General features: G+C 45.4%; 35 protein-coding genes. 30 read left to right on the top strand and 5 right to left on the bottom strand.

Features of this window, described 5'->3' with window-relative positions; all coding sequences use genetic code 11:
• Positions 1-129 precede the first annotated feature (129 nt).
• Positions 130-1,134 carry a DNA-binding transcriptional regulator CytR gene (cytR, locus tag KHN78_RS06455; RefSeq protein ID WP_128811839.1) on the bottom strand — a complete coding sequence of 335 codons (1,005 nt, stop codon included), beginning with the start codon at positions 1,132-1,134 and terminating at the stop codon, positions 130-132.
• Positions 1,135-1,337: 203 nt separating this feature from the next.
• Positions 1,338-3,539 (bottom strand): primosomal protein N', encoded by a 2,202-nt coding sequence (gene priA / locus KHN78_RS06450; protein ID WP_211915509.1) that lies wholly within the window; start codon positions 3,537-3,539, stop codon positions 1,338-1,340.
• 297 nt (positions 3,540-3,836) lie between these two features.
• Here priA and rpmE point away from each other — a divergent pair, with 297 nt between their 5' ends.
• From rpmE to rplQ, 29 genes are all read left to right on the top strand, one after another.
• Complete coding sequence (gene rpmE, locus KHN78_RS06445; RefSeq protein ID WP_211915508.1) at positions 3,837-4,058, top strand: 50S ribosomal protein L31; 222 nt, start codon at positions 3,837-3,839, stop codon at positions 4,056-4,058.
• Between the two features lie 477 nt (positions 4,059-4,535).
• Positions 4,536-4,847, top strand: coding sequence for a 30S ribosomal protein S10 (gene rpsJ / locus KHN78_RS06440; RefSeq protein WP_004410492.1), 312 nt, complete (start codon positions 4,536-4,538; stop codon positions 4,845-4,847).
• Between the two features lie 14 nt (positions 4,848-4,861).
• On the top strand, positions 4,862-5,491 hold the full coding sequence (gene rplC, locus KHN78_RS06435; protein WP_211915507.1) for a 50S ribosomal protein L3: 630 nt from the start codon (positions 4,862-4,864) through the stop codon (positions 5,489-5,491).
• Positions 5,492-5,508: 17 nt separating this feature from the next.
• Positions 5,509-6,111 carry a 50S ribosomal protein L4 gene (gene rplD / locus KHN78_RS06430; protein WP_211915506.1) on the top strand — a complete coding sequence of 201 codons (603 nt, stop codon included), beginning with the start codon at positions 5,509-5,511 and terminating at the stop codon, positions 6,109-6,111.
• Positions 6,108-6,410 carry a 50S ribosomal protein L23 gene (gene rplW, locus KHN78_RS06425; RefSeq protein WP_004398471.1) on the top strand — a complete coding sequence of 101 codons (303 nt, stop codon included), beginning with the start codon at positions 6,108-6,110 and terminating at the stop codon, positions 6,408-6,410. The genes rplD and rplW overlap by 4 nt, the downstream gene beginning before the upstream one ends.
• 15 nt (positions 6,411-6,425) lie before the next feature.
• The gene (gene rplB, locus KHN78_RS06420; RefSeq protein WP_128811830.1) at positions 6,426-7,250 is read left to right on the top strand and encodes a 50S ribosomal protein L2; all 825 of its coding nucleotides are present in this window, start codon (positions 6,426-6,428) and stop codon (positions 7,248-7,250) included.
• A gap of 21 nt (positions 7,251-7,271) precedes the next feature.
• On the top strand, positions 7,272-7,550 hold the full coding sequence (gene rpsS / locus KHN78_RS06415; protein ID WP_011078827.1) for a 30S ribosomal protein S19: 279 nt from the start codon (positions 7,272-7,274) through the stop codon (positions 7,548-7,550).
• A gap of 10 nt (positions 7,551-7,560) precedes the next feature.
• Positions 7,561-7,893 (top strand): 50S ribosomal protein L22, encoded by a 333-nt coding sequence (rplV, locus tag KHN78_RS06410; RefSeq protein WP_005528535.1) that lies wholly within the window; start codon positions 7,561-7,563, stop codon positions 7,891-7,893.
• Between the two features lie 18 nt (positions 7,894-7,911).
• Complete coding sequence (rpsC, locus tag KHN78_RS06405) at positions 7,912-8,610, top strand: 30S ribosomal protein S3 (RefSeq protein WP_099079985.1); 699 nt, start codon at positions 7,912-7,914, stop codon at positions 8,608-8,610.
• Positions 8,611-8,621: 11 nt separating this feature from the next.
• On the top strand, positions 8,622-9,032 hold the full coding sequence (rplP, locus tag KHN78_RS06400; RefSeq protein ID WP_099079984.1) for a 50S ribosomal protein L16: 411 nt from the start codon (positions 8,622-8,624) through the stop codon (positions 9,030-9,032).
• Positions 9,032-9,223, top strand: coding sequence for a 50S ribosomal protein L29 (gene rpmC / locus KHN78_RS06395; RefSeq protein ID WP_004410456.1), 192 nt, complete (start codon positions 9,032-9,034; stop codon positions 9,221-9,223). Before rplP ends, rpmC begins: the two co-directional genes overlap by 1 nt.
• Positions 9,223-9,477 (top strand): 30S ribosomal protein S17, encoded by a 255-nt coding sequence (gene rpsQ, locus KHN78_RS06390; RefSeq protein WP_211915505.1) that lies wholly within the window; start codon positions 9,223-9,225, stop codon positions 9,475-9,477. The genes rpmC and rpsQ overlap by 1 nt, the downstream gene beginning before the upstream one ends.
• A 163-nt stretch (positions 9,478-9,640) precedes the next feature.
• A complete protein-coding gene (rplN, locus tag KHN78_RS06385; protein ID WP_128811826.1) occupies positions 9,641-10,012 on the top strand; it encodes a 50S ribosomal protein L14 in 372 nt (123 codons plus the stop codon).
• Between the two features lie 13 nt (positions 10,013-10,025).
• Positions 10,026-10,343, top strand: coding sequence for a 50S ribosomal protein L24 (gene rplX / locus KHN78_RS06380; protein ID WP_096994896.1), 318 nt, complete (start codon positions 10,026-10,028; stop codon positions 10,341-10,343).
• 23 nt (positions 10,344-10,366) lie between these two features.
• The gene (gene rplE, locus KHN78_RS06375; protein WP_004745887.1) at positions 10,367-10,906 is read left to right on the top strand and encodes a 50S ribosomal protein L5; all 540 of its coding nucleotides are present in this window, start codon (positions 10,367-10,369) and stop codon (positions 10,904-10,906) included.
• 17 nt (positions 10,907-10,923) lie between these two features.
• The gene (gene rpsN / locus KHN78_RS06370; RefSeq protein ID WP_211915504.1) at positions 10,924-11,229 is read left to right on the top strand and encodes a 30S ribosomal protein S14; all 306 of its coding nucleotides are present in this window, start codon (positions 10,924-10,926) and stop codon (positions 11,227-11,229) included.
• A gap of 29 nt (positions 11,230-11,258) precedes the next feature.
• Positions 11,259-11,651: a 30S ribosomal protein S8 gene (rpsH, locus tag KHN78_RS06365; RefSeq protein WP_128811822.1), complete on the top strand. Its 393-nt coding sequence runs from the start codon at positions 11,259-11,261 to the stop codon at positions 11,649-11,651.
• A gap of 13 nt (positions 11,652-11,664) precedes the next feature.
• A complete protein-coding gene (rplF, locus tag KHN78_RS06360; protein ID WP_211915503.1) occupies positions 11,665-12,198 on the top strand; it encodes a 50S ribosomal protein L6 in 534 nt (177 codons plus the stop codon).
• 9 nt (positions 12,199-12,207) lie between these two features.
• The gene (gene rplR / locus KHN78_RS06355) at positions 12,208-12,561 is read left to right on the top strand and encodes a 50S ribosomal protein L18 (RefSeq protein ID WP_021451677.1); all 354 of its coding nucleotides are present in this window, start codon (positions 12,208-12,210) and stop codon (positions 12,559-12,561) included.
• A gap of 14 nt (positions 12,562-12,575) precedes the next feature.
• Positions 12,576-13,079, top strand: coding sequence for a 30S ribosomal protein S5 (rpsE, locus tag KHN78_RS06350; RefSeq protein WP_005435090.1), 504 nt, complete (start codon positions 12,576-12,578; stop codon positions 13,077-13,079).
• Positions 13,080-13,086: 7 nt separating this feature from the next.
• Positions 13,087-13,263, top strand: a complete 177-nt coding sequence (rpmD, locus tag KHN78_RS06345) for a 50S ribosomal protein L30 (protein ID WP_000201159.1) — start codon at positions 13,087-13,089, stop codon at positions 13,261-13,263.
• 5 nt (positions 13,264-13,268) lie between these two features.
• On the top strand, positions 13,269-13,703 hold the full coding sequence (rplO, locus tag KHN78_RS06340) for a 50S ribosomal protein L15 (RefSeq protein ID WP_128811818.1): 435 nt from the start codon (positions 13,269-13,271) through the stop codon (positions 13,701-13,703).
• Positions 13,704-13,723: 20 nt separating this feature from the next.
• Complete coding sequence (gene secY / locus KHN78_RS06335) at positions 13,724-15,058, top strand: preprotein translocase subunit SecY (RefSeq protein WP_211915502.1); 1,335 nt, start codon at positions 13,724-13,726, stop codon at positions 15,056-15,058.
• A 38-nt stretch (positions 15,059-15,096) separates the two neighbouring features.
• Positions 15,097-15,213, top strand: coding sequence for a 50S ribosomal protein L36 (rpmJ, locus tag KHN78_RS06330; RefSeq protein WP_042478686.1), 117 nt, complete (start codon positions 15,097-15,099; stop codon positions 15,211-15,213).
• A gap of 149 nt (positions 15,214-15,362) precedes the next feature.
• Positions 15,363-15,719 (top strand): 30S ribosomal protein S13, encoded by a 357-nt coding sequence (gene rpsM / locus KHN78_RS06325; RefSeq protein WP_005450559.1) that lies wholly within the window; start codon positions 15,363-15,365, stop codon positions 15,717-15,719.
• Positions 15,720-15,737: 18 nt separating this feature from the next.
• Complete coding sequence (gene rpsK, locus KHN78_RS06320) at positions 15,738-16,178, top strand: 30S ribosomal protein S11 (protein WP_211915501.1); 441 nt, start codon at positions 15,738-15,740, stop codon at positions 16,176-16,178.
• A complete protein-coding gene (gene rpsD / locus KHN78_RS06315) occupies positions 16,156-16,776 on the top strand; it encodes a 30S ribosomal protein S4 (protein WP_014230671.1) in 621 nt (206 codons plus the stop codon). Before rpsK ends, rpsD begins: the two co-directional genes overlap by 23 nt.
• 23 nt (positions 16,777-16,799) lie before the next feature.
• On the top strand, positions 16,800-17,792 hold the full coding sequence (locus KHN78_RS06310) for a DNA-directed RNA polymerase subunit alpha (protein ID WP_010445384.1): 993 nt from the start codon (positions 16,800-16,802) through the stop codon (positions 17,790-17,792).
• Positions 17,793-17,818: 26 nt separating this feature from the next.
• The gene (rplQ, locus tag KHN78_RS06305; RefSeq protein WP_005383141.1) at positions 17,819-18,199 is read left to right on the top strand and encodes a 50S ribosomal protein L17; all 381 of its coding nucleotides are present in this window, start codon (positions 17,819-17,821) and stop codon (positions 18,197-18,199) included.
• Between the two features lie 111 nt (positions 18,200-18,310).
• Here rplQ and KHN78_RS06300 read toward each other — a convergent pair whose 3' ends face one another.
• Positions 18,311-18,880 (bottom strand): DUF2780 domain-containing protein, encoded by a 570-nt coding sequence (locus KHN78_RS06300; protein WP_211915500.1) that lies wholly within the window; start codon positions 18,878-18,880, stop codon positions 18,311-18,313.
• Positions 18,881-18,975: 95 nt separating this feature from the next.
• Positions 18,976-19,596, bottom strand: a complete 621-nt coding sequence (locus KHN78_RS06295; protein ID WP_211915499.1) for an FKBP-type peptidyl-prolyl cis-trans isomerase — start codon at positions 19,594-19,596, stop codon at positions 18,976-18,978.
• Positions 19,597-19,828: 232 nt separating this feature from the next.
• On the opposite strand from KHN78_RS06295, the gene KHN78_RS06290 reads away from it, so the two are divergent.
• Positions 19,829-20,422 (top strand): LysM-like peptidoglycan-binding domain-containing protein, encoded by a 594-nt coding sequence (locus tag KHN78_RS06290; protein WP_211915498.1) that lies wholly within the window; start codon positions 19,829-19,831, stop codon positions 20,420-20,422.
• A gap of 160 nt (positions 20,423-20,582) precedes the next feature.
• Here the strand turns inward: KHN78_RS06290 and KHN78_RS06285 are convergent, their stop codons facing one another.
• Entirely contained in the window at positions 20,583-21,053 is a 471-nt protein-coding gene (locus KHN78_RS06285) for a GNAT family N-acetyltransferase (protein ID WP_211915497.1), read from the bottom strand.
• Positions 21,054-21,165: the final 112 nt, after the last annotated feature.

Genomic DNA, 21,165 nt, shown 5'->3' with positions numbered 1-21,165 from the left:
GTCATCGATGATTCTGCGAAATATGTTAATCCAGAACGCGATGAGAAAACACCCTATTCACATAATCTTGTGAGTTTGAGGGAAAGGTCCTAGGATCTAGGCCCTAATAACCTAGACCCTTTCTCATCCCTATCGTAACGGTGGCGCAGCACTGCCACGTACGACAAGTTTGGTATCAAGTAGACGAGAGCCAGAATGTACGTCGTGGCCTTTAAGGAGCTCTAACATCATTAACATGGCTTGTCGGCCAATTTCATAACGAGGCTGAGAAACAGTTGTTAACGGTGGATCGCAGTATTGAGCAAACTGGATATCATCAAACCCGACGACAGACAGATCTTGAGGTACTCGCCAACCAAGGCGTTTTGCTTCTTGGATCGCGCCAATCGCCATTGTGTCACAATGACAAAATAGGGCTGTTGGTGGTTCGGAAAGTTCGAGTAGTTTACGCACCGCTTGGGCGCCACCCTCGAAAGAGAAGTCGGTAACTACGCTGTATTGTGCATTCTGAGTAATGCCAGCGCGGCGCAGTGCTTGCTGATAACCTTGTTGGCGGAACTGACAAAGCACAGCTGTCTCTGGGCCAGACACTTGTGCGATTCGCTTATGTCCGAGGTGAGTGAGATAGTTGACGGCTTCAAAAGCCGCGGTGAGGTTATCAATGTGCACGGTTGGCAGTTCAAGCTCAGGGGCGAACTCACATGCCATTACCATAGGAGGCAAATTCTTCTGTTCAGGTTTGCTGACATCAAACGGCAGGTCTGTACCTAGCAATAACATGCCATCGGCTTGTTTGGTAAAGACTAAGTTGACGAATGAGCTCTCACGCTTTTTCTGCTGTCCGCTATCGCCAAGTAGAACTAAGTAGCCATGCTCCATCGCGGCATCTTCAATACCGCGAATGATCTCCGAAAAATAAGGATCACAAATGTCCGGCACTATAGTGACAATGGTTTTTGATTCATTTCTACGTAAATTGCGTGCTAATGAATTTGGAGAATAGCCAGCCTCAAGTACGGCATCTTCAACCCGCTGTCTGGTGGAAGATGAGACTTTTTCTGGGTTCATGAGCGCTCGTGAAACTGTCGCTGTCGAAACCCCCGCAAGCTGGGCAACATCCTTCATTGTCGCCATAGTTATACCCTCTCAAAGTTTTGCCAAATTGACGTTAGTCGTTGTTTTAATGTCAGTCCAAGCTATTTCCAGCGTAAGACTTTGCTAATTTGAATAGTCTATTCATTTCTAAAGCGAAAGTTACGGGCTGATTAACAAAAAACACAATCCTATTGTGATTATCATCACATTAAACGGTAATTCATTGCATGGTTAATCGTTTGCTAGCTGAGGTCTTGTGGTTCAATGTCTAAATTCCAGCGAACCTTTTTGGCATTTGGCAACAACTCAATAGCAGGTTTCGCACTGCTCAATAACTTTTGCATCAATGAACGATGTTGAGTTTGTAATAACAATTGCCAACGGTACTTACCCGCACGTTTAGCCAGTGGTGAGGGCGTTGGGCCTAACACCATGCAAGATTCGTCGAACAATGGATGTGACTCTAGCGTAAATCTTACTTGGCGCAGGAAGTCTTCGACGAGCTCACTTTGATTGGCTTCCGCTTTGAATAAGGTTAAAAAGCTATAAGGTGGAAGTTGGGCTAATTTACGCTCTTCTAGCGCCGTCATCGCAAAGTGACGATAGTCTTTTTGCAAAAGAGCTTGAAGCAAACTGTGTTCGGGATGGTGGGTCTGTAAGATAACTTCACCAGGTTTGCTTGCTCGTCCTGCACGCCCAGCCACTTGAATGAATAACTGCGCTAAACGTTCAGATGCACGAAAATCGCTGCTATAGAGTGAACCGTCGACATCGAGTAAGGCAACCAGCGTCACATTAGGGAAGTGATGGCCTTTCGCTAACATCTGCGTACCAATGAGGATTTGATATTCCCCTTTACGAATAGATTCAAGCGCATCTTCCAAGCTGCCTTTACGACGAGTGCTATCTCTATCTATGCGAATAGCTTTGTATTCTGGGAATAGTTGCGTCAGTTGCTGTTCGAGCTGTTCGGTCCCAACACCCACGGTGACTAGGTGAGTTGAACCGCAGCCCTGACACTGATGGATGATAGGTTGTTGTGACCCACAATGATGGCAACGTATCTCATTGCTGTACTGATGAAACGTATAATAGGCATCACAGCGTTTACATTCCGCAATCCAGCCACACTCATGGCACATTAATGCCGGAGAAAAACCACGACGATTAAGGAACAGCATGACCTGATTGCCCGCTTTAAGGTGCTTGCGCATCTCGGCAATTAAGGTTGCGGATAAGCCACTTTCTAAAAATTGACCTTTAACGTCGAGCACTTTATTGGTTGTGGGTACGGCTGAGCCTGCTCGCTTTGTCAGAGTTAAATGGTGATACTTACCTGAAAGTGCATTGTGCAGTGTTTCGAGAGCCGGGGTAGCGGAGCCTAATACGATCGGCACTTGCTCTTTATGGGCACGCATGACGGCGACATCGCGTGCGTGGTAACGCAAACTGTCTTGTTGTTTGTAAGAGGCGTCGTGTTCTTCATCAACAATAATGATGCCGAGATCGGCAAAAGGGGTAAGCAGGGCAGAGCGAGTACCGATGATAATTCCTGCCGCTTTGTCTCGAGCAGAGAGCCATGCATTCAGTCGTTCGGTATCATTCAAGCCAGAGTGAATCACATCAACTGGCACATTAAAGCGACGTTTAAAGCGGTTAATGGTTTGCGGCGTTAGGCCAATCTCTGGCACTAATACGAGTGCTTGTTTGCCTTTTTCTAGTATTGGTTTAATGAGGTTCAAGTAGACTTCAGTTTTCCCTGAGCCCGTTACCCCCTCTAATAAATAGCAGGCAAAACCCGTTTGGCTATTAACGCTCGCAATAGCGAGAGCTTGTTCATGATTTAGCTTAGGTTTTTCAACGTTGCACTCTACTTGCTGGCCCCATTTGATGATCGTTGGTTTTTTTTCAATACTTTCTATCCAGCCTTTTTCTTCTAAAGACTTAAGCACCGTTGACGCAATCTCTTGGTCAACAAACTCTTGATGTGGGATAGCGCCATTGATCAGCATTTGTAAAGCGCGTTGCTGCTTGACTGCACGCCCCAAACCTTGCATGAGCTTATCTTTACCAGAGGCGGTGATTTGCCACTCTTGCAGCGTAGCAAAATCTGCTGGCTTACCTTTACGCAACGCGGCTGGCATTGCATTGTGCAGCGTGTCGCCAAGGGGATATTGATAAAAGTGGCTGCACCAAGTCAGCAAAGAATAGAGCTTTTCTGACCATATTGGCTGAGTGTCTAAAACCGCTTTGATTGGCTTGAGCTGCTCTTTTGGAAAATCTGAGTGATTCACCATTGTCGTGACGATGCCCACTAGGGTTTGCCGACCAAAAGGCACAGATACGCGTCCACCGATAATCGGGAATAGGTGACCCGGAATGATATAGTCAAATTGTTTGTCGAGAGGAACCGGCAGTGCCACTCGGGCGATGGATGGACGCATAGAATATTAACTATATAAAAGAGGGAAGAGGAGCGTATAGTCTATTAAAACCCAACTCGAAATTCGAGCACTGTACGTTTTATAGAGCAAGAACAGAGGCAGTACATTCGTACTGATGAAAAAAGTGGCGAAAAAATTGCCAAATGTGTTGATCCCTGTAGAGTGATTCATTACTATACTGCGCCTTGAGATATGGCTTCGATGACAAGTCGATGCGGTATCCCTGATTATCATTAATTACGTGTGGTGTGCGGCTTAGACTCGTATAGCGACACGGCCTACTATTGAGGTTATCCCATGAAAGCTGGTATCCACCCAGAATACAAAGCAGTATCTGCTACTTGTTCTTGCGGCAACTCTTTTGAGTTCAACTCTACTCTAGGTAAAGACTCTATCCACCTAGACGTATGTGACAAGTGTCACCCATTCTACACTGGTAAGCAACGTATCGTTGATACAGGCGGCCGTGTTGATCGCTTCAACAAGCGTTTCGGTGCACTATCAAGCGGTAAGAAATAATAGCAACTGCTATTACGATTACAGTTTAGAAAAGGACGCTTCGGCGTCCTTTTTGTATTTGGCTTAGCAGAAATCTTTGTATTATTCGGAAATGATAATACTGTTCTGAGCGGTTAAATTTTCTTCGATTATTTTCCGTGCAGGTATTGCATCCTAAAGTGTGATCTGTATAATGCACCGCACTGGTTAAGCCAGTTGTGAACCAATGAGCAGTGAGGAGCGAGTAAATCCTGGTGATTTACGAGGTAATGTATACTCAGCTTATGTTCGCGGTTAATACAATTAGCTATCTTTTCTTCGGAAAAACTATCCCCAAAGGTGACTTTGGTATGTAGGGATAGTTAATCGAAAATTAACTGACAATGCGTCCTAATCTTGGATGCTACGGTTTCACATAAATCAATCGGCATTCTCTCGTCTTAACGAGTTTGAGTGGCGATATTGTTTGTGTAATTTTTAATATTGGAGCTCTGTCTCATGCAGAACCAACGTATCCGTATCCGCCTAAAAGCATTCGATTACAAACTAATCGACGCTTCTACAGCGGAAATCGTTGAAACAGCTAAGCGCACTGGCGCACAGGTTCGTGGTCCAATCCCACTACCTACTCGTAAAGAGCGTTTCACAGTTCTTATCTCTCCACACGTTAACAAGAAAGCACGTGACCAGTACGAAATCCGTACTCACAAGCGTCTAATCGACATCGTTGAGCCAACAGACAAAACTGTTGATGCTCTAATGCGTCTAGACCTTGCTGCGGGCGTTGACGTTCAAATTAGCCTAGGTTAAGGGAGATTAGAAGAATGATTGGTCTAATCGGTCGTAAAGTGGGCATGACCCGCGTATTTACTGAAGAAGGCGTTTCTATCCCAGTAACTGTTGTTGAGGTTGAAGCTAACCGTGTTTCTCAAGTTAAAACTCTTGAGACAGATGGCTACGCAGCAATCCAGGTTACAACTGGTGCTAAGAAAGCTAACCGTGTTACTAAACCAGAAGCTGGTCACTTTGCTAAAGCAGGTGTTGAAGCTGGTCGCGGTCTTTGGGAATTCCGTTTGGAAAACGGTGAAGAGTTCGAAGTTGGTGCTGAACTAACTGTTGAACTATTCAACGAAACTAAGAAAGTAGACGTTACTGGTACATCTAAAGGTAAGGGTTTCCAAGGCGCTGTTAAGCGTTGGAACTTCCGTACTCAAGATATGACTCACGGTAACTCATTGTCTCACCGTGCACCGGGTTCAATTGGCCAATGTCAAACTCCAGGTCGCGTGTTTAAAGGCAAGAAAATGGCAGGTCACATGGGTGCTGAGCGTGTAACGACTCAAAACCTAGAGATCGTACGTGTTGACGCTGAGCGCAACCTGCTTCTTATCAAAGGTGCAGTCCCAGGCGCAACTGGCGGCAACGTGATCGTTAAACCAGCTATTAAAGCATAACGTCTCAGGAGTAAGTAATGGAATTAATGGTTAAAGGTGCTGATGCACTAACTGTTTCCGAAACTACTTTCGGACGTGAGTTTAACGAAGCTCTTGTACACCAAGTAGTTGTTGCATACGCAGCAGGTGCTCGTCAAGGTACACGCGCTCAGAAAACACGTTCAGAAGTATCTGGCGGTGGCGCTAAGCCATGGCGTCAAAAAGGTACTGGCCGCGCGCGCGCTGGTACAATTCGTAGCCCAATCTGGCGTACAGGTGGTGTTACTTTTGCTGCGAAACCACAAGATCACAGCCAAAAAGTAAACAAAAAAATGTACCGTGGTGCTATGAAGAGCATTCTTTCTGAGCTTGTTCGTCAAGAGCGTCTAATCGTTGTTGATAACTTCTCAGTAGAAGCACCAAAAACGAAAGAGCTAGTTGCTAAGCTAAAAGAGCTTGAGCTAACTGACGCGCTTATCGTGACTAGCGAAGTAGATGAGAATCTATTCCTAGCTGCTCGTAACCTATACAAAGTTGATGCACGTGACGTAGCTGGTATTGATCCAGTTTCTCTAATCGCGTTCGACAAAGTTGTAATGACTGCAGCTGCAGTTAAGCAAGTTGAGGAGATGCTAGCATGATCACTGAAGAGCGTATCCTAAAAGTTCTACGTGCACCGCACATCTCTGAAAAAGCAACTATGGCAGCTGAGAAAGCGAACACTATCGTTTTCAAAGTAGCTAAAGATGCAACTAAAAAAGAGATCAAAGCAGCTGTAGAAAAGCTATTTGAAGTTGAAGTTAAGTCTGTAAATACTCTTATCACTAAGGGTAAGACCAAACGTCAAGGTCTACGCCAAGGTCGCCGCAGCGACGTTAAGAAAGCGTACGTTACTTTGAAAGAAGGTCAAGATCTTGACTTCGTTGGCGGCGCGGAATAACAGGAGTAGTTAAGAATGGCTATTGTTAAATGTAAGCCGACTTCCCCTGGTCGTCGTCACGTTGTTAAAGTTGTTAACGCTGACCTACACAAGGGCAAGCCATACGCACCTCTTCTAGAGAAAAACTCTAAGAACGGTGGTCGTAACAACAACGGTCGTATTACAGTACGTCACATCGGCGGTGGTCACAAGCACCACTACCGTGTAATTGACTTCAAACGTACTAAAGATGGCATCCCAGCGAAAGTTGAGCGTCTTGAATACGATCCAAACCGTAGCGCAAACATTGCTCTAGTTCTTTACAAAGACGGTGAGCGTCGCTACATCCTAGCACCGAAAGGTCTAGTAGCGGGTGATGTTGTACAATCTGGTCCAGATGCTGCTATCAAAACTGGTAACACTCTACCAATGCGTAACATCCCTGTAGGTTCAACAGTACATAACGTTGAACTTAAACCTGGTAAAGGTGGTCAGCTAGCTCGTTCGGCTGGTGCATACGCTCAAATCGTTGCTCGCGACGGTGCGTACGTAACTATCCGTCTACGTTCTGGCGAGATGCGCAAAGTACTTTCTGAAGGCCGTGCAACAATCGGTGAAGTTGGTAACTCTGAGCACATGCTACGTGAACTAGGTAAAGCTGGTGCTTCACGCTGGCGCGGCGTACGTCCAACCGTACGTGGTGTAGTAATGAACCCGGTTGACCACCCACACGGTGGTGGTGAAGGTCGTACTTCTGGTGGTCGTCACCCAGTATCTCCTTGGGGTATGCCAACTAAAGGCTTTAAGACCCGTAAGAACAAGCGCACTGACAAGTACATCGTACGTCGTCGTAACAAGTAATCTATATAAAGAGGAATCGCCATGCCACGTTCTCTCAAGAAAGGTCCTTTTATTGACCTACACTTGCTGAAGAAGGTAGAGAAAGCGGTGGAAAGCGGAGACAAAAAGCCACTTAAGACTTGGTCCCGTCGTTCAATGATCATCCCTACGATGATCGGTTTGACCATCGCTGTCCATAATGGTCGTCAGCACGTTCCAGTTTTCGTTACCGAAGAAATGATCGGTCACAAACTGGGTGAATTCGCACCAACTCGCACTTACCGCGGCCACGCTGCGGATAAGAAAGCTAAGAAGCGTTAAGGAGTAAATAATGGAAGCTATTGCTAAACATAACTTTGCTCGCATTTCGCCTCAGAAAGCTCGCTTAGTTGCGGATCTAATCCGTGGTAAATCTGTTGACCAAGCTCTAGAAATCCTAACGTTCAGCAACAAAAAAGCTGCTGTACTAGTTAAGAAAGTTCTTGAGTCTGCTATCGCTAACGCGGAGCACAACGAAGGTGCAGATATTGACGATCTGAATGTCGCAAAAATCTTTGTAGATGAAGGCCCAACCATGAAGCGTATTATGCCTCGTGCTAAAGGTCGTGCGGATCGTATCTTGAAGCGTTCAAGCCACATCACTGTTGTTGTAGCAGATCGCTAGAGACTAGGAGAGTAAGCAATGGGTCAAAAAGTACATCCTAATGGTATTCGTCTAGGCATCGTTAAGCCTTGGAATGCTACATGGTTTGCTAACACCAAAGATTTCGCTGACAACCTAGACGGCGACTTCAAGGTACGTCAGTTCCTAACTAAGGAACTACAAAAAGCATCTCTTTCACGCATCGTTATCGAGCGTCCTGCTAAGAGCATCCGTGTGACTATTCACACTGCTCGCCCAGGCGTTGTAATCGGTAAGAAAGGTGAAGACGTTGAGAAACTACGTGCAGCTGTAGCTAAAATTGCAGGTGTGCCAGCTCAAATTAACATCGCTGAAGTACGCAAGCCTGAGCTTGATGCACAGCTTGTTGGTGACAGCATCGCGTCTCAACTAGAGCGTCGTGTTATGTTCCGTCGTGCTATGAAGCGCGCGGTACAAAACGCAATGCGTCTAGGTGCTAAAGGCATCAAAGTAGAAGTAAGCGGTCGTCTAGGCGGCGCTGAAATCGCACGTTCTGAGTGGTACCGTGAAGGCCGTGTGCCTCTACACACTCTACGTGCAGACATTGATTACGCAACTTCTTCGGCTCACACTCAATACGGTGTGATCGGCATTAAAACTTGGATCTTCAAAGGTGAGATCCTAGGTGGTATGCCAGCAGCTAACGCTGTAGAGCCTAAGGCTGACAAGCCTAAGAAGCAGCGTAAAGGCCGTAAGTAAGGAGTCGACAGATGCTACAACCTAAACGTACTAAGTTCCGTAAGGTTCAGACAGGTCGTAACCGTGGTCTAGCTAAAGGTACTGATGTAAGCTTCGGCGAATTCGGTCTTAAAGCTGTTGGCCGTGGTCGTCTAACTGCTCGTCAAATTGAAGCGGCACGTCGTGCAATGACACGTCACGTTAAGCGTCAAGGTAAAATCTGGATCCGTGTGTTCCCAGACAAACCAATCACAGAAAAACCACTTGAAGTTCGTCAAGGTAAGGGTAAAGGTAACGTTGAGTACTGGGTAGCCCAAATCCAACCTGGTAAGGTTATGTACGAAATGGGTGGTGTACCTGAAGAATTGGCACGTGAAGCGTTCCGTTTAGCGGCTCGTAAACTGCCATTCAAGACTACATTTGTAATTAAGCAGGTGATGTGATGAAAGCACAAGATCTACGCGAAAAGAGCGTTGAAGAGCTTAACGCTGAGCTATTGAATTTGCTACGTGAACAGTTCAACTTGCGCATGCAAGCTGCAACTGGTCAACTACAGCAAACTCATACTCTGAAAGCTGTACGCCGTGATATCGCACGTGTGAAAACTGTTTTGACTGAGAAGGCAGGCGCATAATGAGCGAAGTAAAACGTACTCAACAAGGTCGTGTAGTTAGCGACAAGATGGACAAGTCTATCGTAGTTGCTATCGAACGTTTCGTAAAACACCCAATTTACGGTAAGTTCGTAAAACGCACAACTAAAGTACACGCACACGACGAGAACAACGAATGTGGCCTAGGCGACAAAGTTGAAATCGCTGAGTGCCGTCCACTGTCTAAGACTAAGTCTTGGACTTTGGTAAAAGTTGTAGAAAAGGCGAAGATGTAATCTTCACTATTCTATAGGTAGGAAAGCGGCTCCAAAAATTTTTTTGGGGCCGTTTATTTTTTGACTACCCAATCACAAAAAAGGGTGGTACAATCCGCGTCTCTTTTAAGAGGCAGCCCGACCCGTGATGGGTCTAGTTATTAATATTTAGCGGAGCACTAACATGATCCAAATGCAAAGTATGCTGGACGCAGCTGATAACTCAGGCGCACGCAGCGTAATGTGTATTAAGGTTCTGGGTGGCTCACACCGCCGTTATGCACATATCGGTGACGTCATCAAAGTTACTGTTAAGGAAGCAATTCCTCGCGGTAAAGTTAAAAAAGGTGACGTTCTGAAGGCGGTTGTAGTGCGCACCCGTAAAGGCGTACGTCGTCCTGACGGTTCTGTCATTCGCTTCGACCGAAATGCTTGCGTACTGTTGAACAACACTACTGAGCAACCAATCGGTACACGTATCTTTGGTCCTGTGACACGCGAACTTCGTGGCAATAAGTTCATGAAGATTGTTTCACTGGCTCCAGAAGTTCTGTAAGGAGCACGTAGAAATGGCAGCTAAAATCCGTCGTAACGACGAAGTAATCGTTCTTGCTGGTAAAGACAAAGGCAAGAAAGGTAAAGTAACTAAGGTCCTAGCAACTGGTAAAGTTATCGTTGAAGGTATCAACCTTGTTAAGAAGCACCAAAAGCCGGTTCCGGCTCTAGGTCAACAAGGTGGCATCGTTGAACAAGAAGCAGCTATTGATGCTTCTAACGTTGCAATCTTTAACGCAGCTACTGGTAAAGCTGACCGTATCGGTTTCCGTATTGAAGACGGCAAGAAAGTTCGTTTCTTCAAGTCTAACGGCGAAACCGTTTCTAACTAATAGAAGTAATTTGGAGTTCTACTATGGCGAAACTGCATGATTACTACAAGTCGTCTGTAGTCGCTGAACTGACCAAACAGTTTAGCTACACAAGCGTCATGCAAGTCCCTAGAATCGAGAAAATCACCCTAAACATGGGTGTTGGTGAAGCAATCAACGATAAGAAACTGCTAGAAAACGCAGCTGCTGATATGGCAACGATCTCTGGTCAAAAGCCACTTATCACTAAAGCTCGCAAATCTGTTGCAGGTTTCAAAATCCGTGAAGGCTACCCTATCGGTTGTAAAGTAACCTTGCGTGGCGAACGTATGTGGGATTTTCTTGAGCGTTTGATTAACATCGCTCTTCCACGTGTACGTGACTTCCGTGGTGTTAGCGCTAAGTCTTTTGACGGACGCGGTAACTACAGCATGGGCGTTCGCGAGCAAATCATCTTCCCGGAAATCGACTTTGATAAAGTTGATCGTGTACGCGGTTTAGACATCACTATTACGACGTCTGCTGGTACTGATGAGGAAGGCCGAGCTCTGCTGGCTGCCTTTAACTTCCCATTCCGTAAGTAAGGTGAAGGGTTACTGTTATGGCTAAACAATCAATGAAAGCACGTGAAGCTAAACGTGCAAAGCTAGTAGCTAAGTTCGCTGAAAAGCGTGCAGCGCTAAAAGCTATCATCAGCGATGTAAACGCATCTGAAGAAGATCGTTGGAACGCAGTTCTATCACTGCAGTCTCTTCCACGTGATTCAAGTGCATCACGTCAGCGCAACCGTTGTAACCAAACTGGTCGTCCACACGGTTACCTACGTAAGTTCGGTCTAAGCCGTATTAAGGTTCGTGAAGCTTGCATGAAAGGCGAGATTCCGGGTCTTCGTAAGGCTAGCTGGTAATTGCCACTTAATCATTTGGAGTAAATCATATGAGCATGCAAGATCCGATTTCGGATATGCTGACCCGCGTTCGTAACGGTCAGGCAGCAAACAAAGTTGCTGTAAAAATGCCTTCTTCAAAGCTTAAAGTTGCAATTGCTGCACTACTAAAAGCTGAAGGTTACATCGTTGACTTCGCTGTTGAAGGCGAAGCAAAACCTGAGCTAGAAGTTACACTTAAGTACTTCCAAGCAAAACCAGTAATCGAGCAACTTAAACGTGTTTCTCGTCCAGGTCTACGTGTTTACAAGAAGAAAGATCAACTTCCTTCTGTAATGGGCGGTCTGGGTATTGCTATCGTTTCTACTTCCAAGGGTCTTATGTCAGACCGCGCTGCACGTAAAGCAGGTCTTGGTGGTGAAATCATCGCTTACGTAGCTTAATAAGGAGTAGACTATGTCTCGTGTTGCTAAAGCACCTGTCGCTATTCCAGCTGGCGTAGAGGTGAAACTAAACGGCCAAGAAATCACTGTAAAAGGTGCTAAAGGCGAACTGACTCGCGTACTAAACGACGCTGTAGTTATCGCTCAGGAAGATAACAACCTGACTTTCGGTCCTAAAGAAGGTGTTGTAAACGCATGGGCACAAGCTGGTACAGCTCGCGCTCTAGTTAACAACATGGTTGTTGGTGTTACTGAAGGCTTTACTAAGAAGCTAACTCTTAAAGGTGTAGGTTACCGTGCTGCTATCAAAGGCAACGCTGTAGGTCTAACACTAGGCTTCTCTCACCCAGTTGAGCACGAGTTGCCAGCGGGTATTAAAGCTGAATGTCCAAGCCAAACTGAAATCGTTATCACTGGTTGTGACAAGCAACTAGTTGGTCAAGTTGCGGCTGACATTCGTTCTTACCGTCAACCTGAGCCTTACAAAGGTAAAGGTGTTCGTTACGCAGATGAAAATGTGCGTACTAAAGAAGCTAAGAAGAAGTAAGGTAACACTATGGATAAGAAAGCATCTCGCATCCGTCGTGCTACACGCGCACGTCGTAAGATTGCAGAACTGGGTGCGACTCGCCTAGTTGTACACCGTACTCCTCGTCACGTGTACGCACAGGTTATCGCGGCTAACGGCTCTGAGGTTATCGCAGCAGCTTCTACTGTAGAAAAAGCGATCCGTGAGCAAGTGAAATACACTGGTAACATCGATGCAGCTAAAGCAGTAGGTAAAGCTGTTGCAGAACGCGCTCTTGAAAAAGGCGTAACTGCAGTTGCATTTGATCGTTCTGGTTTCCAATACCACGGTCGAGTAGCGGCGCTAGCAGAATCTGCTCGCGAAGCTGGTCTGAAATTCTAAGGTAGGGTTGGAAGATGGCTAAAGAACAACAAGTTCAAGCGAATGATTTGCAAGAAAAGCTAATCGCAGTTAACCGCGTTTCTAAAACGGTTAAAGGTGGTCGAATCATGAGCTTCACTGCACTAACTGTAGTTGGTGACGGTAACGGTCGTGTAGGTTTCGGTTACGGCAAAGCTCGTGAAGTACCTGCAGCGATTCAAAAAGCAATGGAAAAAGCGCGTCGTAACATGACTACTATCGCGCTAAACGAAGGCACACTTCACCACCCAGTGAAAGGTCGCCATTCGGGCTCTAAAGTTTACATGCAGCCTGCTGCTGAAGGTACTGGTGTTATCGCAGGTGGTGCGATGCGTGCAGTACTAGAAGTTGCTGGTGTACACAACGTACTATCTAAAGCGTACGGTTCTACGAACCCAATCAACATCGTTCGTGCAACGATCGATGCGCTAGGTAGTATGAAGTCACCAGAAATGGTTGCTGCTAAACGTGGTCTAACTGTTGAAGCTATTTCGGAGTAAGAACACCATGGCAACTATTAAAGTAACTCAAACTAAAAGCTCAATTGGTCGCCTACCTAAGCACAAAGCTACTTTGCGCGGTCTAGGTCTTCGTAAAATCAACCACACAGTAGAACTTGAAGATACTCCGTGCGTGCGCGGCATGATCAACAAGGTTTACTACATGGTTAAAGTTGAGGAGTAATCAGAATGCGTTTGAATACTCTTGCACCGGCTGCTGGTTCTAAGCACGCTCCTAAGCGTCTAGGTCGCGGTATCGGTTCGGGCCTAGGTAAAACTGGTGGCCGTGGTCACAAAGGTCAAAAATCACGTTCTGGCGGTAAAGTTCGTCCAGGTTTTGAAGGCGGTCAAATGCCTCTGAAACAACGTCTACCAAAATTCGGTTTCACTTCTCGTAAGAGCCTAGTGTCTGCTGAAGTTCGTCTAGGTGAACTAGCGAAAGTATCTGGTGACGTGGTTGATCTAAACAGCCTTAAAGCTGCTAACATCATCACTAAGAACATCGAATTCGTAAAAGTTGTTCTTTCTGGTGAGATTGATAAAGCAGTGACTGTTAAAGGTCTACGTGTGACTAAAGGCGCTAAAGCTGCAATCGAAGCTGCAGGCGGTAAAATCGAGGCATAATCTCGAGGAACGAGGTACAGATGGCTAAGAAACCAGGACAAGATTTTCGTAGTGCTCAGAGCGGCTTAAGTGAACTAAAGTCGCGCTTATTATTCGTAATTTGTGCACTTTTAGTATTCCGAGCCGGCTCTTTTGTGCCGATCCCTGGTATTGACGCTGCTGTACTTGCCGATTTGTTCGAACAGCAAAAAGGTACCATCGTAGAAATGTTTAACATGTTCTCCGGTGGTGCTCTTGAGCGTGCATCTATATTAGCATTGGGCATCATGCCGTATATTTCGGCATCTATTGTTGTCCAATTGCTAACTGTAGTTCATCCAGCGTTAGCGGAACTCAAAAAAGAGGGTGAAGCAGGCCGTCGTAAGATCAGCCAATATACACGCTACGGCACGCTTGTACTTGCAACATTCCAAGCTATTGGTATTGCAACTGGCTTACCAAGCATGGTCGATAATCTGGTTGTTATCAACCAAACCATGTTTACGCTAATTGCTACCGTAAGTTTAGTAACCGGCACCATGTTCCTAATGTGGTTAGGTGAACAAATTACAGAGCGAGGAATCGGTAATGGTATTTCCATTCTGATTTTTGCAGGTATTGTTGCTGGATTGCCATCTGCAATCGGTCAAACAATCGAGCAAGCGCGTCAAGGTGAATTGCATGTACTTCTTCTACTGTTAATCGCAGTATTGGCTTTTGCAGTAATTTACTTCGTTGTTTTCATGGAACGTGGTCAGCGTCGAATCGTCGTTAACTACGCTAAGCGTCAACAAGGTCGTAAAGTATTTGCTGCGCAAAGCTCACACTTGCCACTTAAAATTAATATGGCTGGTGTTATTCCTGCGATTTTTGCATCAAGTATTATCCTGTTCCCAGGAACATTGGCTCAGTGGTTTGGTCAGAACGGTGAGAGCAGCGCGTTCGGTTGGTTAACTGACGTGTCTTTGGCTCTTAGCCCAGGTCAACCGCTGTATGTAATGCTTTATGCAGCAGCAATTATTTTCTTCTGTTTCTTCTACACGGCGTTGGTTTTCAACCCGCGTGAAACAGCAGATAACTTGAAGAAGTCTGGTGCATTCGTACCCGGCATCCGCCCAGGTGAGCAGACAGCGAAGTACATCGATAAAGTAATGACACGTTTAACCCTAGCGGGCGCACTGTACATTACCTTTATCTGTCTGATTCCCGAGTTCATGATGGTCGCGTGGAACGTACGTTTCTACTTCGGCGGTACATCACTACTTATCGTAGTTGTTGTTATCATGGACTTTATGGCACAGGTACAGACTCATCTGATGTCTCAACAGTATGATTCTGTGTTGAAGAAAGCGAATCTGAAAGGCTACGGTCGTTAATACGGCGGTAGACTCAGTTTCAATTACGGAGTTTAGCAATGAAAGTTCGTGCTTCCGTTAAAAAAATCTGCCGTAACTGTAAAGTAATCAAGCGTAACGGTGTCGTTCGCGTGATTTGTAGCAGTGAGCCAAAGCATAAACAACGCCAAGGCTAATTAGCAGAAGTTTTTACTTGAAAACTAAGGTTAGGTCGAGTATATTCCTCGGCCTACCTTTTGCGTGCAAAAGAAGTAGTACTCCGCAGCGTATCCATCACGGGCTTTGCTGCGGCTAATTCTTTTATAGAAACACTTAGGAGTGAATAATGGCCCGTATAGCAGGCATTAACATTCCTGATCAAAAACACGCTGTAATCGCACTAACTGCGATCTACGGCATCGGTAAAACTCGCTCTCAAGCTATTCTAGCTGAAGTGGGTATTGCTGAAGATGTTAAGATCAGTGAACTAACTGAAGAGCAGATCGATCAACTGCGTGATGGTGTAGCTAAATACACTGTAGAAGGTGATCTACGTCGTGAAGTATCAATGAACATCAAGCGTCTTATGGACCTTGGCTGTTACCGTGGTCTTCGTCATCGTCGCAGTCTACCACTACGTGGACAGCGTACTAAAACCAATGCTCGCACCCGTAAGGGTCCGCGTAAGCCGATCAAGAAATAATCGGGAAGGTAGAGTACAATGGCTAAACAACCAACTCGCACGCGTAAACGCGTTCGCAAACAAGTTGCAGACGGTGTTGCGCACATCCATGCATCTTTCAATAACACAATCGTAACTATTACTGACCGTCAAGGTAACGCTCTAGCATGGGCTACTGCAGGTGGTTCTGGTTTCCGCGGTTCTCGTAAGTCTACTCCGTTCGCTGCACAGGTTGCTGCTGAGCGTTGTGCTGAAATGGCTAAAGAATACGGTCTAAAGAACTTGGAAGTTATGGTTAAGGGTCCTGGTCCAGGTCGTGAATCTACGGTTCGCGCACTGAACGCAGCTGGTTTCCGCATCACAAACATCGTTGATGCTACACCAATCCCTCATAACGGTTGTCGTCCACCTAAAAAAACGTCGCGTATAACGTTTTTTAGATTACTGGAGAAAGATCATGGCAAGATATTTGGGTCCTAAGCTGAAGCTTAGCCGTCGTGAAGGCACTGACTTGTTCCTTAAGTCTGGTGTTCGCGCGATCGATACCAAGTGTAAAATTGATAACGCACCAGGTGTACACGGCGCTCGTCGCGGTCGTCTATCTGAGTATGGCGTTCAGCTTCGTGAGAAGCAAAAAGTTCGTCGTATGTACGGCGTTCTAGAAAAACAATTCCGTAACTACTACAAAGAAGCTGCTCGCCTAAAAGGCAACACTGGTGAAAACCTACTTCAGCTTCTTGAAGGTCGTCTTGATAACGTAGTTTACCGCATGGGCTTTGGTGCAACTCGCGCAGAAGCACGTCAGCTAGTTAGCCACAAAGCTATCCTAGTTAACGGTAAAGTTGTAAACGTTCCTTCTTTCAAAGTAGCGGCTAATGACGTTGTATCTATCCGCGAGAAAGCTAAACAGCAATCTCGTATTAAAGCGGCTCTAGAAGTTGCTGAACAACGTGAAAAACCAACTTGGATTGAAGTAGATGGTGGCAAGATGGAAGGTACATTCAAGCGTATGCCTGAACGTTCAGATCTATCAGCTGACATCAACGAACAATTGATCGTCGAGCTTTACTCTAAGTAAGGTTAAACTAAAGAGAGGACACAATGCAGGGTTCTGTAACAGAATTTCTTAAGCCACGTCTAGTTGACATCGAACAGATCAGCTCGACTCACGCAAAAGTAACTCTTGAGCCATTAGAGCGTGGCTTTGGTCATACTCTAGGTAATGCACTTCGCCGCATTCTTCTATCTTCTATGCCTGGTTGTGCAGTCACAGAAGTAGAGATTGAAGGCGTACTTCATGAGTACAGCACTAAAGAAGGCGTTCAAGAAGATATTCTTGAAATTCTTCTAAACCTTAAAGGTTTGGCTGTCCGCGTTGCCGAAGGCAAAGATGAAGTGTTCATTACACTGAACAAATCAGGCTCGGGCCCTGTGGTTGCAGGTGACATCACCCATGATGGTGATGTAGAGATCGCTAACCCAGAACACGTTATTTGTCACCTAACGGATGACAACGCTGAAATCGCAATGCGAATTAAAGTTGAACGTGGTCGTGGTTATGTTCCAGCTTCTGCGCGTATCCATACTGAAGAAGACGAGCGTCCAATCGGTCGCCTACTAGTAGATGCTACTTACAGCCCAGTAGACAAAATTGCCTACGCTGTAGAAGCAGCTCGTGTAGAACAGCGTACTGATCTAGACAAGCTTGTTATCGATATGGAAACAAACGGTACTCTAGAACCTGAGGAAGCAATCCGTCGTGCAGCTACTATCCTAGCTGAACAATTGGATGCGTTCGTAGATCTTCGTGATGTACGTGTACCTGAGGAGAAGGAAGAGAAGCCAGAATTCGATCCGATCCTACTGCGTCCTGTAGACGATCTTGAACTAACAGTTCGCTCTGCTAACTGTTTGAAAGCAGAAGCGATTCACTACATCGGTGATCTAGTACAACGCACTGAGGTTGAGCTACTTAAAACGCCTAACCTTGGTAAAAAATCTCTTACTGAGATTAAAGATGTACTTGCGTCACGTGGTTTGTCTCTGGGCATGCGCCTAGAAAACTGGCCACCTGCATCAATCGCTGAAGATTAATCGATACTAGTTAGAAGGATTAGGTCATGCGCCATCGTAAGAGTGGTCGTCAACTCAACCGCAACAGCTCACATCGCAAAGCGATGTTCAGCAACATGGCTAGCTCTCTAGTACGTCATGAAGTTATCAAGACTACTTTGCCAAAAGCAAAAGAGCTACGTCGCGTAGTTGAGCCTTTGATTACACTAGCTAAGACTGACAGTGTTGCTAACCGTCGTCTAGCATTTGCACGTACTCGTGACAACGAAGTAGTTGCAAAACTATTTAACGAACTAGGTCCACGTTTTGCTGCTCGTCAGGGCGGTTACACTCGTATCCTAAAAGCTGGCTTCCGTGCTGGTGATAAAGCTCCAATGGCTTACATTGAGCTTGTTGATCGCCCAGCTGCTGAAGAAGCTGCTGAGTAATCAGTTCGTAAGAACGAAAAAGCCGAGCGATAGCTCGGCTTTTTTGTATTTGTTAATTCTATATTTGTATTTTTAATACTATAAAAGCGAACCAAGATTCTTCGTTAATATCTACATACTCCACACGGAACTCAGTGACCCCAGTAAGTTATCACTTGCCCCTTTTTGTTTCAGGTAATCCAAAATTATTGGTGAGAACTGAGCGATTTGAGAAGCATCCATTCCTGATTTACTAAACGCACTCTTTACTTTATCCAGACTGTCAATAGAGCCCATAGTGAGGCTTATGTCAGTGAGATCAGATAATCCCGGAACCAATTTATTAAGTTCAGACAAGTTATCGCCTTTGAGCTGGTTCTCAGCAAGAGCAAGCATGGCACTTGAACCCGATGCGGCCATATCCGTAGAAATAGAAAGTTTTTCCCCAACCATATCAGCAATAGGATTTTGGTGTTCCAGTTCAACTCCTTTCACAAGATCATCGGCACTACTCATCGCTTTCTGCGTATCTGCTTCCGTATCTTTCATTAAATTATCTGAGTCAGCTTCCGCTTTTTTCATCATGTTTTCAGTGCTTTGTTTTACTTTTTCCAACTCTCCTTCTGTTTCTTGGACGACATTATCGGCTAACGTCGGTGTTGAAAGAATAAGGAGGGTAAAAAGTAGAGTCAGTGTTTTCATTTCTTGTCCTTTAGTTTGGAGTGAGTCCGTATAAATTGTAGACAAAAAAAAGCAGCTCGATTGAGCTGCTTTAGGAAATCACTGATTAGTGCTAATTACAGGATGTCTAGTAGTTCTACTTCGAATACAAGTGCTGCGAATGGAGGGATTGCAGCACCCGCACCACGCTCGCCGTATGCAAGATCTTGTGGGATGTACAGTTTCCACTTAGAACCTACAGGCATTAGTTGAAGTGCTTCAACCCAACCTTTGATTACGCCTGTTACTGGGAACTCAGCTGGCTGACCGCGAGAAACTGAGCTGTCAAATACAGTGCCGTCTGTTAGCTCACCGTGGTAGTGAACACGTACTGATTTGTCTGAAGTTGGGATTTCACCTGTACCTTCAGTAATGATTTCGTACTGAAGACCAGATTCAAGAACATTTACTTCTGGACGTAGAGCGTTGTCTTTTAGGAACACTTCACCGTCAGCGGCTGCTGCTTTAGCGGCTTCTTGACGAGCGGCTTCTGCGCGCGTGTGAAGTTCTTGAAGTGCTTTGTTGATTTCATCAATTTCGATTGATGGCATATCACCTGTTAGTGCTGTAGCTATACCCGCAGCAATAGCGTCAACGCTTAGACCTTCTAGACCAGACCCCGCTAGTTGCTGACCCATTTGCAGACCAATACCGTAGCTTGCTTTCTGCTCTGCAGTTTCAAATTTAATTTCAGACATGAATGTCGCTCTTATTAGGAGTGAGAAAGTCCACAGGATATCAGTTTCACGCTAAGGTTTAAATGATTGTGGCTCATTGGCGTCATCAAGCTTTAATGGTGTGACTTATCTCTTACTCCAAGTGAAATTTCTGCCAATTTCTTTGAAATCCCATTTTACTTTGGCGAAAAACATATACTCTCCGCGCTGGTATTTTTATACTGGTGTTAGAAGTTTTAAGGGACTCATTAGAATGAATCGTCGCAGAAAGAAAAAGCAGCAAGTCGACCATGTCGGATTGATGAAGCAAAAGCTTGCTGCCATCGATTGGAAGCAGTCGTTTGACAAAGAAAAGTGGCAGCAAAAATTCTCCCCAATCGTTCAGTTCTGGCAAGGTTTGCCGAAGCTTCATCAGCGTGCACTGATGGTATTGGTTCCTGTGGTACTTTTACTTCTTGTGGTACCAACACCTAAAGAGATGTCATCGACGAATGTGACCCCGGTTGAAACTCAACGTGTCACGATTCAGTTGAATACGCAAAGTTTGAGTGATCAAAACTCCACACAGGTTTCTCAACCACAATCAGAAAGCTGGAAAGAATATCAAATTAAAAATGGGGATACGTTGGCACAAGTGTTCCGTAACAACCAACTCTCAATGGCTGACCTTAATGCGTTGGTTGCGATTGAGGGCGGTGACAAACCTCTCAGTCATATTAAGCAAGGTCAGTTAATTCGTTTTAAGCTTTCTGATGATGGGAAATTAGATATGCTGCAACTCGAGAAAAATGGCAATTCTGTTATGTTTTTCCGTTTGTCGGATGGCTCATTCGGTCGCAATAAGTAGCGCTAGACGCTCAAAAAGCAGTGGTTTAAAAAAGCAGTTGTTCAAAAAAACAGATATTCAGAAAGTTTTTAGGAATAGTTATTTAAGAACGGCTGCTAAATGCATAAAAACCAAACGTTCCATCTTACAGGTTAAAAGAATCATTTCTATTGCCGCTCCTTTATCGCGAGCGGCTCATATCAATGCTTCTTCGCATATCCACATGAGGGATCCCATCCTCAAGGTAACTTTCAGAAATGGCTTCAAATCCATGACTGGCATAGAACGCCACAAGATGCTCTTGCGCGCCGATATCAATCGTTTGGTCAGCCCATAGGCGTTGGCAATGGTGCAGGGCTTGCTCAAGCAATTCATGCCCAAGACCACCACCGCGTGCACTTTGTTTGGTCACCACACGCCCAACACTGACGTTGTCATAAGTCGTACCGGCAGGCAGCAAACGAGCACTGGCAACCAGCTCATCGCCTTGATAACCGAGTAGGTGGTACACGCCCTCTAACACATCCTTGCCATCTAACTCCGGATAGGGACAGGTTTGCTCCACCACAAAGACATCAACACGCAGTTGCAGCATCTCATACAGTTGCTTAGTAGTCAGTTGAGAGAAAGGTAGGGCACTCCAGTTGATCATTTTCAATATCCAATAATGAGCCAATGCTACTGACTTTACTTCGTTTTCTACTATTACTCATTAACAATGGTTAATTTTCACTGGTCTTCGTGATAAATCTGGCGATAATGTG

The sequence above is a fragment of the Vibrio sp. B1REV9 genome (genome assembly GCF_905175395.2).
Classification (GTDB): Bacteria; Pseudomonadota; Gammaproteobacteria; order Enterobacterales; family Vibrionaceae; genus Vibrio; species Vibrio alfacsensis.
Note: the sequence above shows the minus strand (reverse complement) of the source record. Positions and strands in the feature narration are given on the sequence as shown.

Bases quoted from the DNA above. Each gene is read 5' to 3' on its own strand.
- rplB (WP_128811830.1), top strand. From the start codon at position 6,426: ATGGCTATTGTTAAATGTAAGCCGACTTCCCCTGGTCGTCGTCACGTT.
- rplC (WP_211915507.1), top strand. From the start codon at position 4,862: ATGATTGGTCTAATCGGTCGTAAAGTGGGCATGACCCGCGTATTTACT.
- rplQ (WP_005383141.1), top strand. From the start codon at position 17,819: ATGCGCCATCGTAAGAGTGGTCGTCAACTCAACCGCAACAGCTCACAT.
- rpsJ (WP_004410492.1), top strand. From the start codon at position 4,536: ATGCAGAACCAACGTATCCGTATCCGCCTAAAAGCATTCGATTACAAA.
- rplV (WP_005528535.1), top strand. From the start codon at position 7,561: ATGGAAGCTATTGCTAAACATAACTTTGCTCGCATTTCGCCTCAGAAA.
- KHN78_RS06310 (WP_010445384.1), top strand. From the start codon at position 16,800: ATGCAGGGTTCTGTAACAGAATTTCTTAAGCCACGTCTAGTTGACATC.
- priA (WP_211915509.1), bottom strand. From the start codon at position 3,539: ATGCGTCCATCCATCGCCCGAGTGGCACTGCCGGTTCCTCTCGACAAA.
- rplP (WP_099079984.1), top strand. From the start codon at position 8,622: ATGCTACAACCTAAACGTACTAAGTTCCGTAAGGTTCAGACAGGTCGT.
- rpsQ (WP_211915505.1), top strand. From the start codon at position 9,223: ATGAGCGAAGTAAAACGTACTCAACAAGGTCGTGTAGTTAGCGACAAG.
- rpmC (WP_004410456.1), top strand. From the start codon at position 9,032: ATGAAAGCACAAGATCTACGCGAAAAGAGCGTTGAAGAGCTTAACGCT.
- rpsS (WP_011078827.1), top strand. From the start codon at position 7,272: ATGCCACGTTCTCTCAAGAAAGGTCCTTTTATTGACCTACACTTGCTG.
- rplX (WP_096994896.1), top strand. From the start codon at position 10,026: ATGGCAGCTAAAATCCGTCGTAACGACGAAGTAATCGTTCTTGCTGGT.
- cytR (WP_128811839.1), bottom strand. From the start codon at position 1,134: ATGGCGACAATGAAGGATGTTGCCCAGCTTGCGGGGGTTTCGACAGCG.
- rpsN (WP_211915504.1), top strand. From the start codon at position 10,924: ATGGCTAAACAATCAATGAAAGCACGTGAAGCTAAACGTGCAAAGCTA.
- rpsH (WP_128811822.1), top strand. From the start codon at position 11,259: ATGAGCATGCAAGATCCGATTTCGGATATGCTGACCCGCGTTCGTAAC.
- rpmD (WP_000201159.1), top strand. From the start codon at position 13,087: ATGGCAACTATTAAAGTAACTCAAACTAAAAGCTCAATTGGTCGCCTA.
- rplE (WP_004745887.1), top strand. From the start codon at position 10,367: ATGGCGAAACTGCATGATTACTACAAGTCGTCTGTAGTCGCTGAACTG.
- rplF (WP_211915503.1), top strand. From the start codon at position 11,665: ATGTCTCGTGTTGCTAAAGCACCTGTCGCTATTCCAGCTGGCGTAGAG.
- secY (WP_211915502.1), top strand. From the start codon at position 13,724: ATGGCTAAGAAACCAGGACAAGATTTTCGTAGTGCTCAGAGCGGCTTA.
- KHN78_RS06295 (WP_211915499.1), bottom strand. From the start codon at position 19,596: ATGTCTGAAATTAAATTTGAAACTGCAGAGCAGAAAGCAAGCTACGGT.
- rplR (WP_021451677.1), top strand. From the start codon at position 12,208: ATGGATAAGAAAGCATCTCGCATCCGTCGTGCTACACGCGCACGTCGT.
- rpsE (WP_005435090.1), top strand. From the start codon at position 12,576: ATGGCTAAAGAACAACAAGTTCAAGCGAATGATTTGCAAGAAAAGCTA.
- KHN78_RS06285 (WP_211915497.1), bottom strand. From the start codon at position 21,053: ATGATCAACTGGAGTGCCCTACCTTTCTCTCAACTGACTACTAAGCAA.
- rplO (WP_128811818.1), top strand. From the start codon at position 13,269: ATGCGTTTGAATACTCTTGCACCGGCTGCTGGTTCTAAGCACGCTCCT.
- KHN78_RS06300 (WP_211915500.1), bottom strand. From the start codon at position 18,880: ATGAAAACACTGACTCTACTTTTTACCCTCCTTATTCTTTCAACACCG.
- KHN78_RS06290 (WP_211915498.1), top strand. From the start codon at position 19,829: ATGAATCGTCGCAGAAAGAAAAAGCAGCAAGTCGACCATGTCGGATTG.
- rplD (WP_211915506.1), top strand. From the start codon at position 5,509: ATGGAATTAATGGTTAAAGGTGCTGATGCACTAACTGTTTCCGAAACT.
- rpmE (WP_211915508.1), top strand. From the start codon at position 3,837: ATGAAAGCTGGTATCCACCCAGAATACAAAGCAGTATCTGCTACTTGT.
- rpsD (WP_014230671.1), top strand. From the start codon at position 16,156: ATGGCAAGATATTTGGGTCCTAAGCTGAAGCTTAGCCGTCGTGAAGGC.
- rpmJ (WP_042478686.1), top strand. From the start codon at position 15,097: ATGAAAGTTCGTGCTTCCGTTAAAAAAATCTGCCGTAACTGTAAAGTA.
- rpsM (WP_005450559.1), top strand. From the start codon at position 15,363: ATGGCCCGTATAGCAGGCATTAACATTCCTGATCAAAAACACGCTGTA.
- rpsC (WP_099079985.1), top strand. From the start codon at position 7,912: ATGGGTCAAAAAGTACATCCTAATGGTATTCGTCTAGGCATCGTTAAG.
- rpsK (WP_211915501.1), top strand. From the start codon at position 15,738: ATGGCTAAACAACCAACTCGCACGCGTAAACGCGTTCGCAAACAAGTT.
- rplW (WP_004398471.1), top strand. From the start codon at position 6,108: ATGATCACTGAAGAGCGTATCCTAAAAGTTCTACGTGCACCGCACATC.
- rplN (WP_128811826.1), top strand. From the start codon at position 9,641: ATGATCCAAATGCAAAGTATGCTGGACGCAGCTGATAACTCAGGCGCA.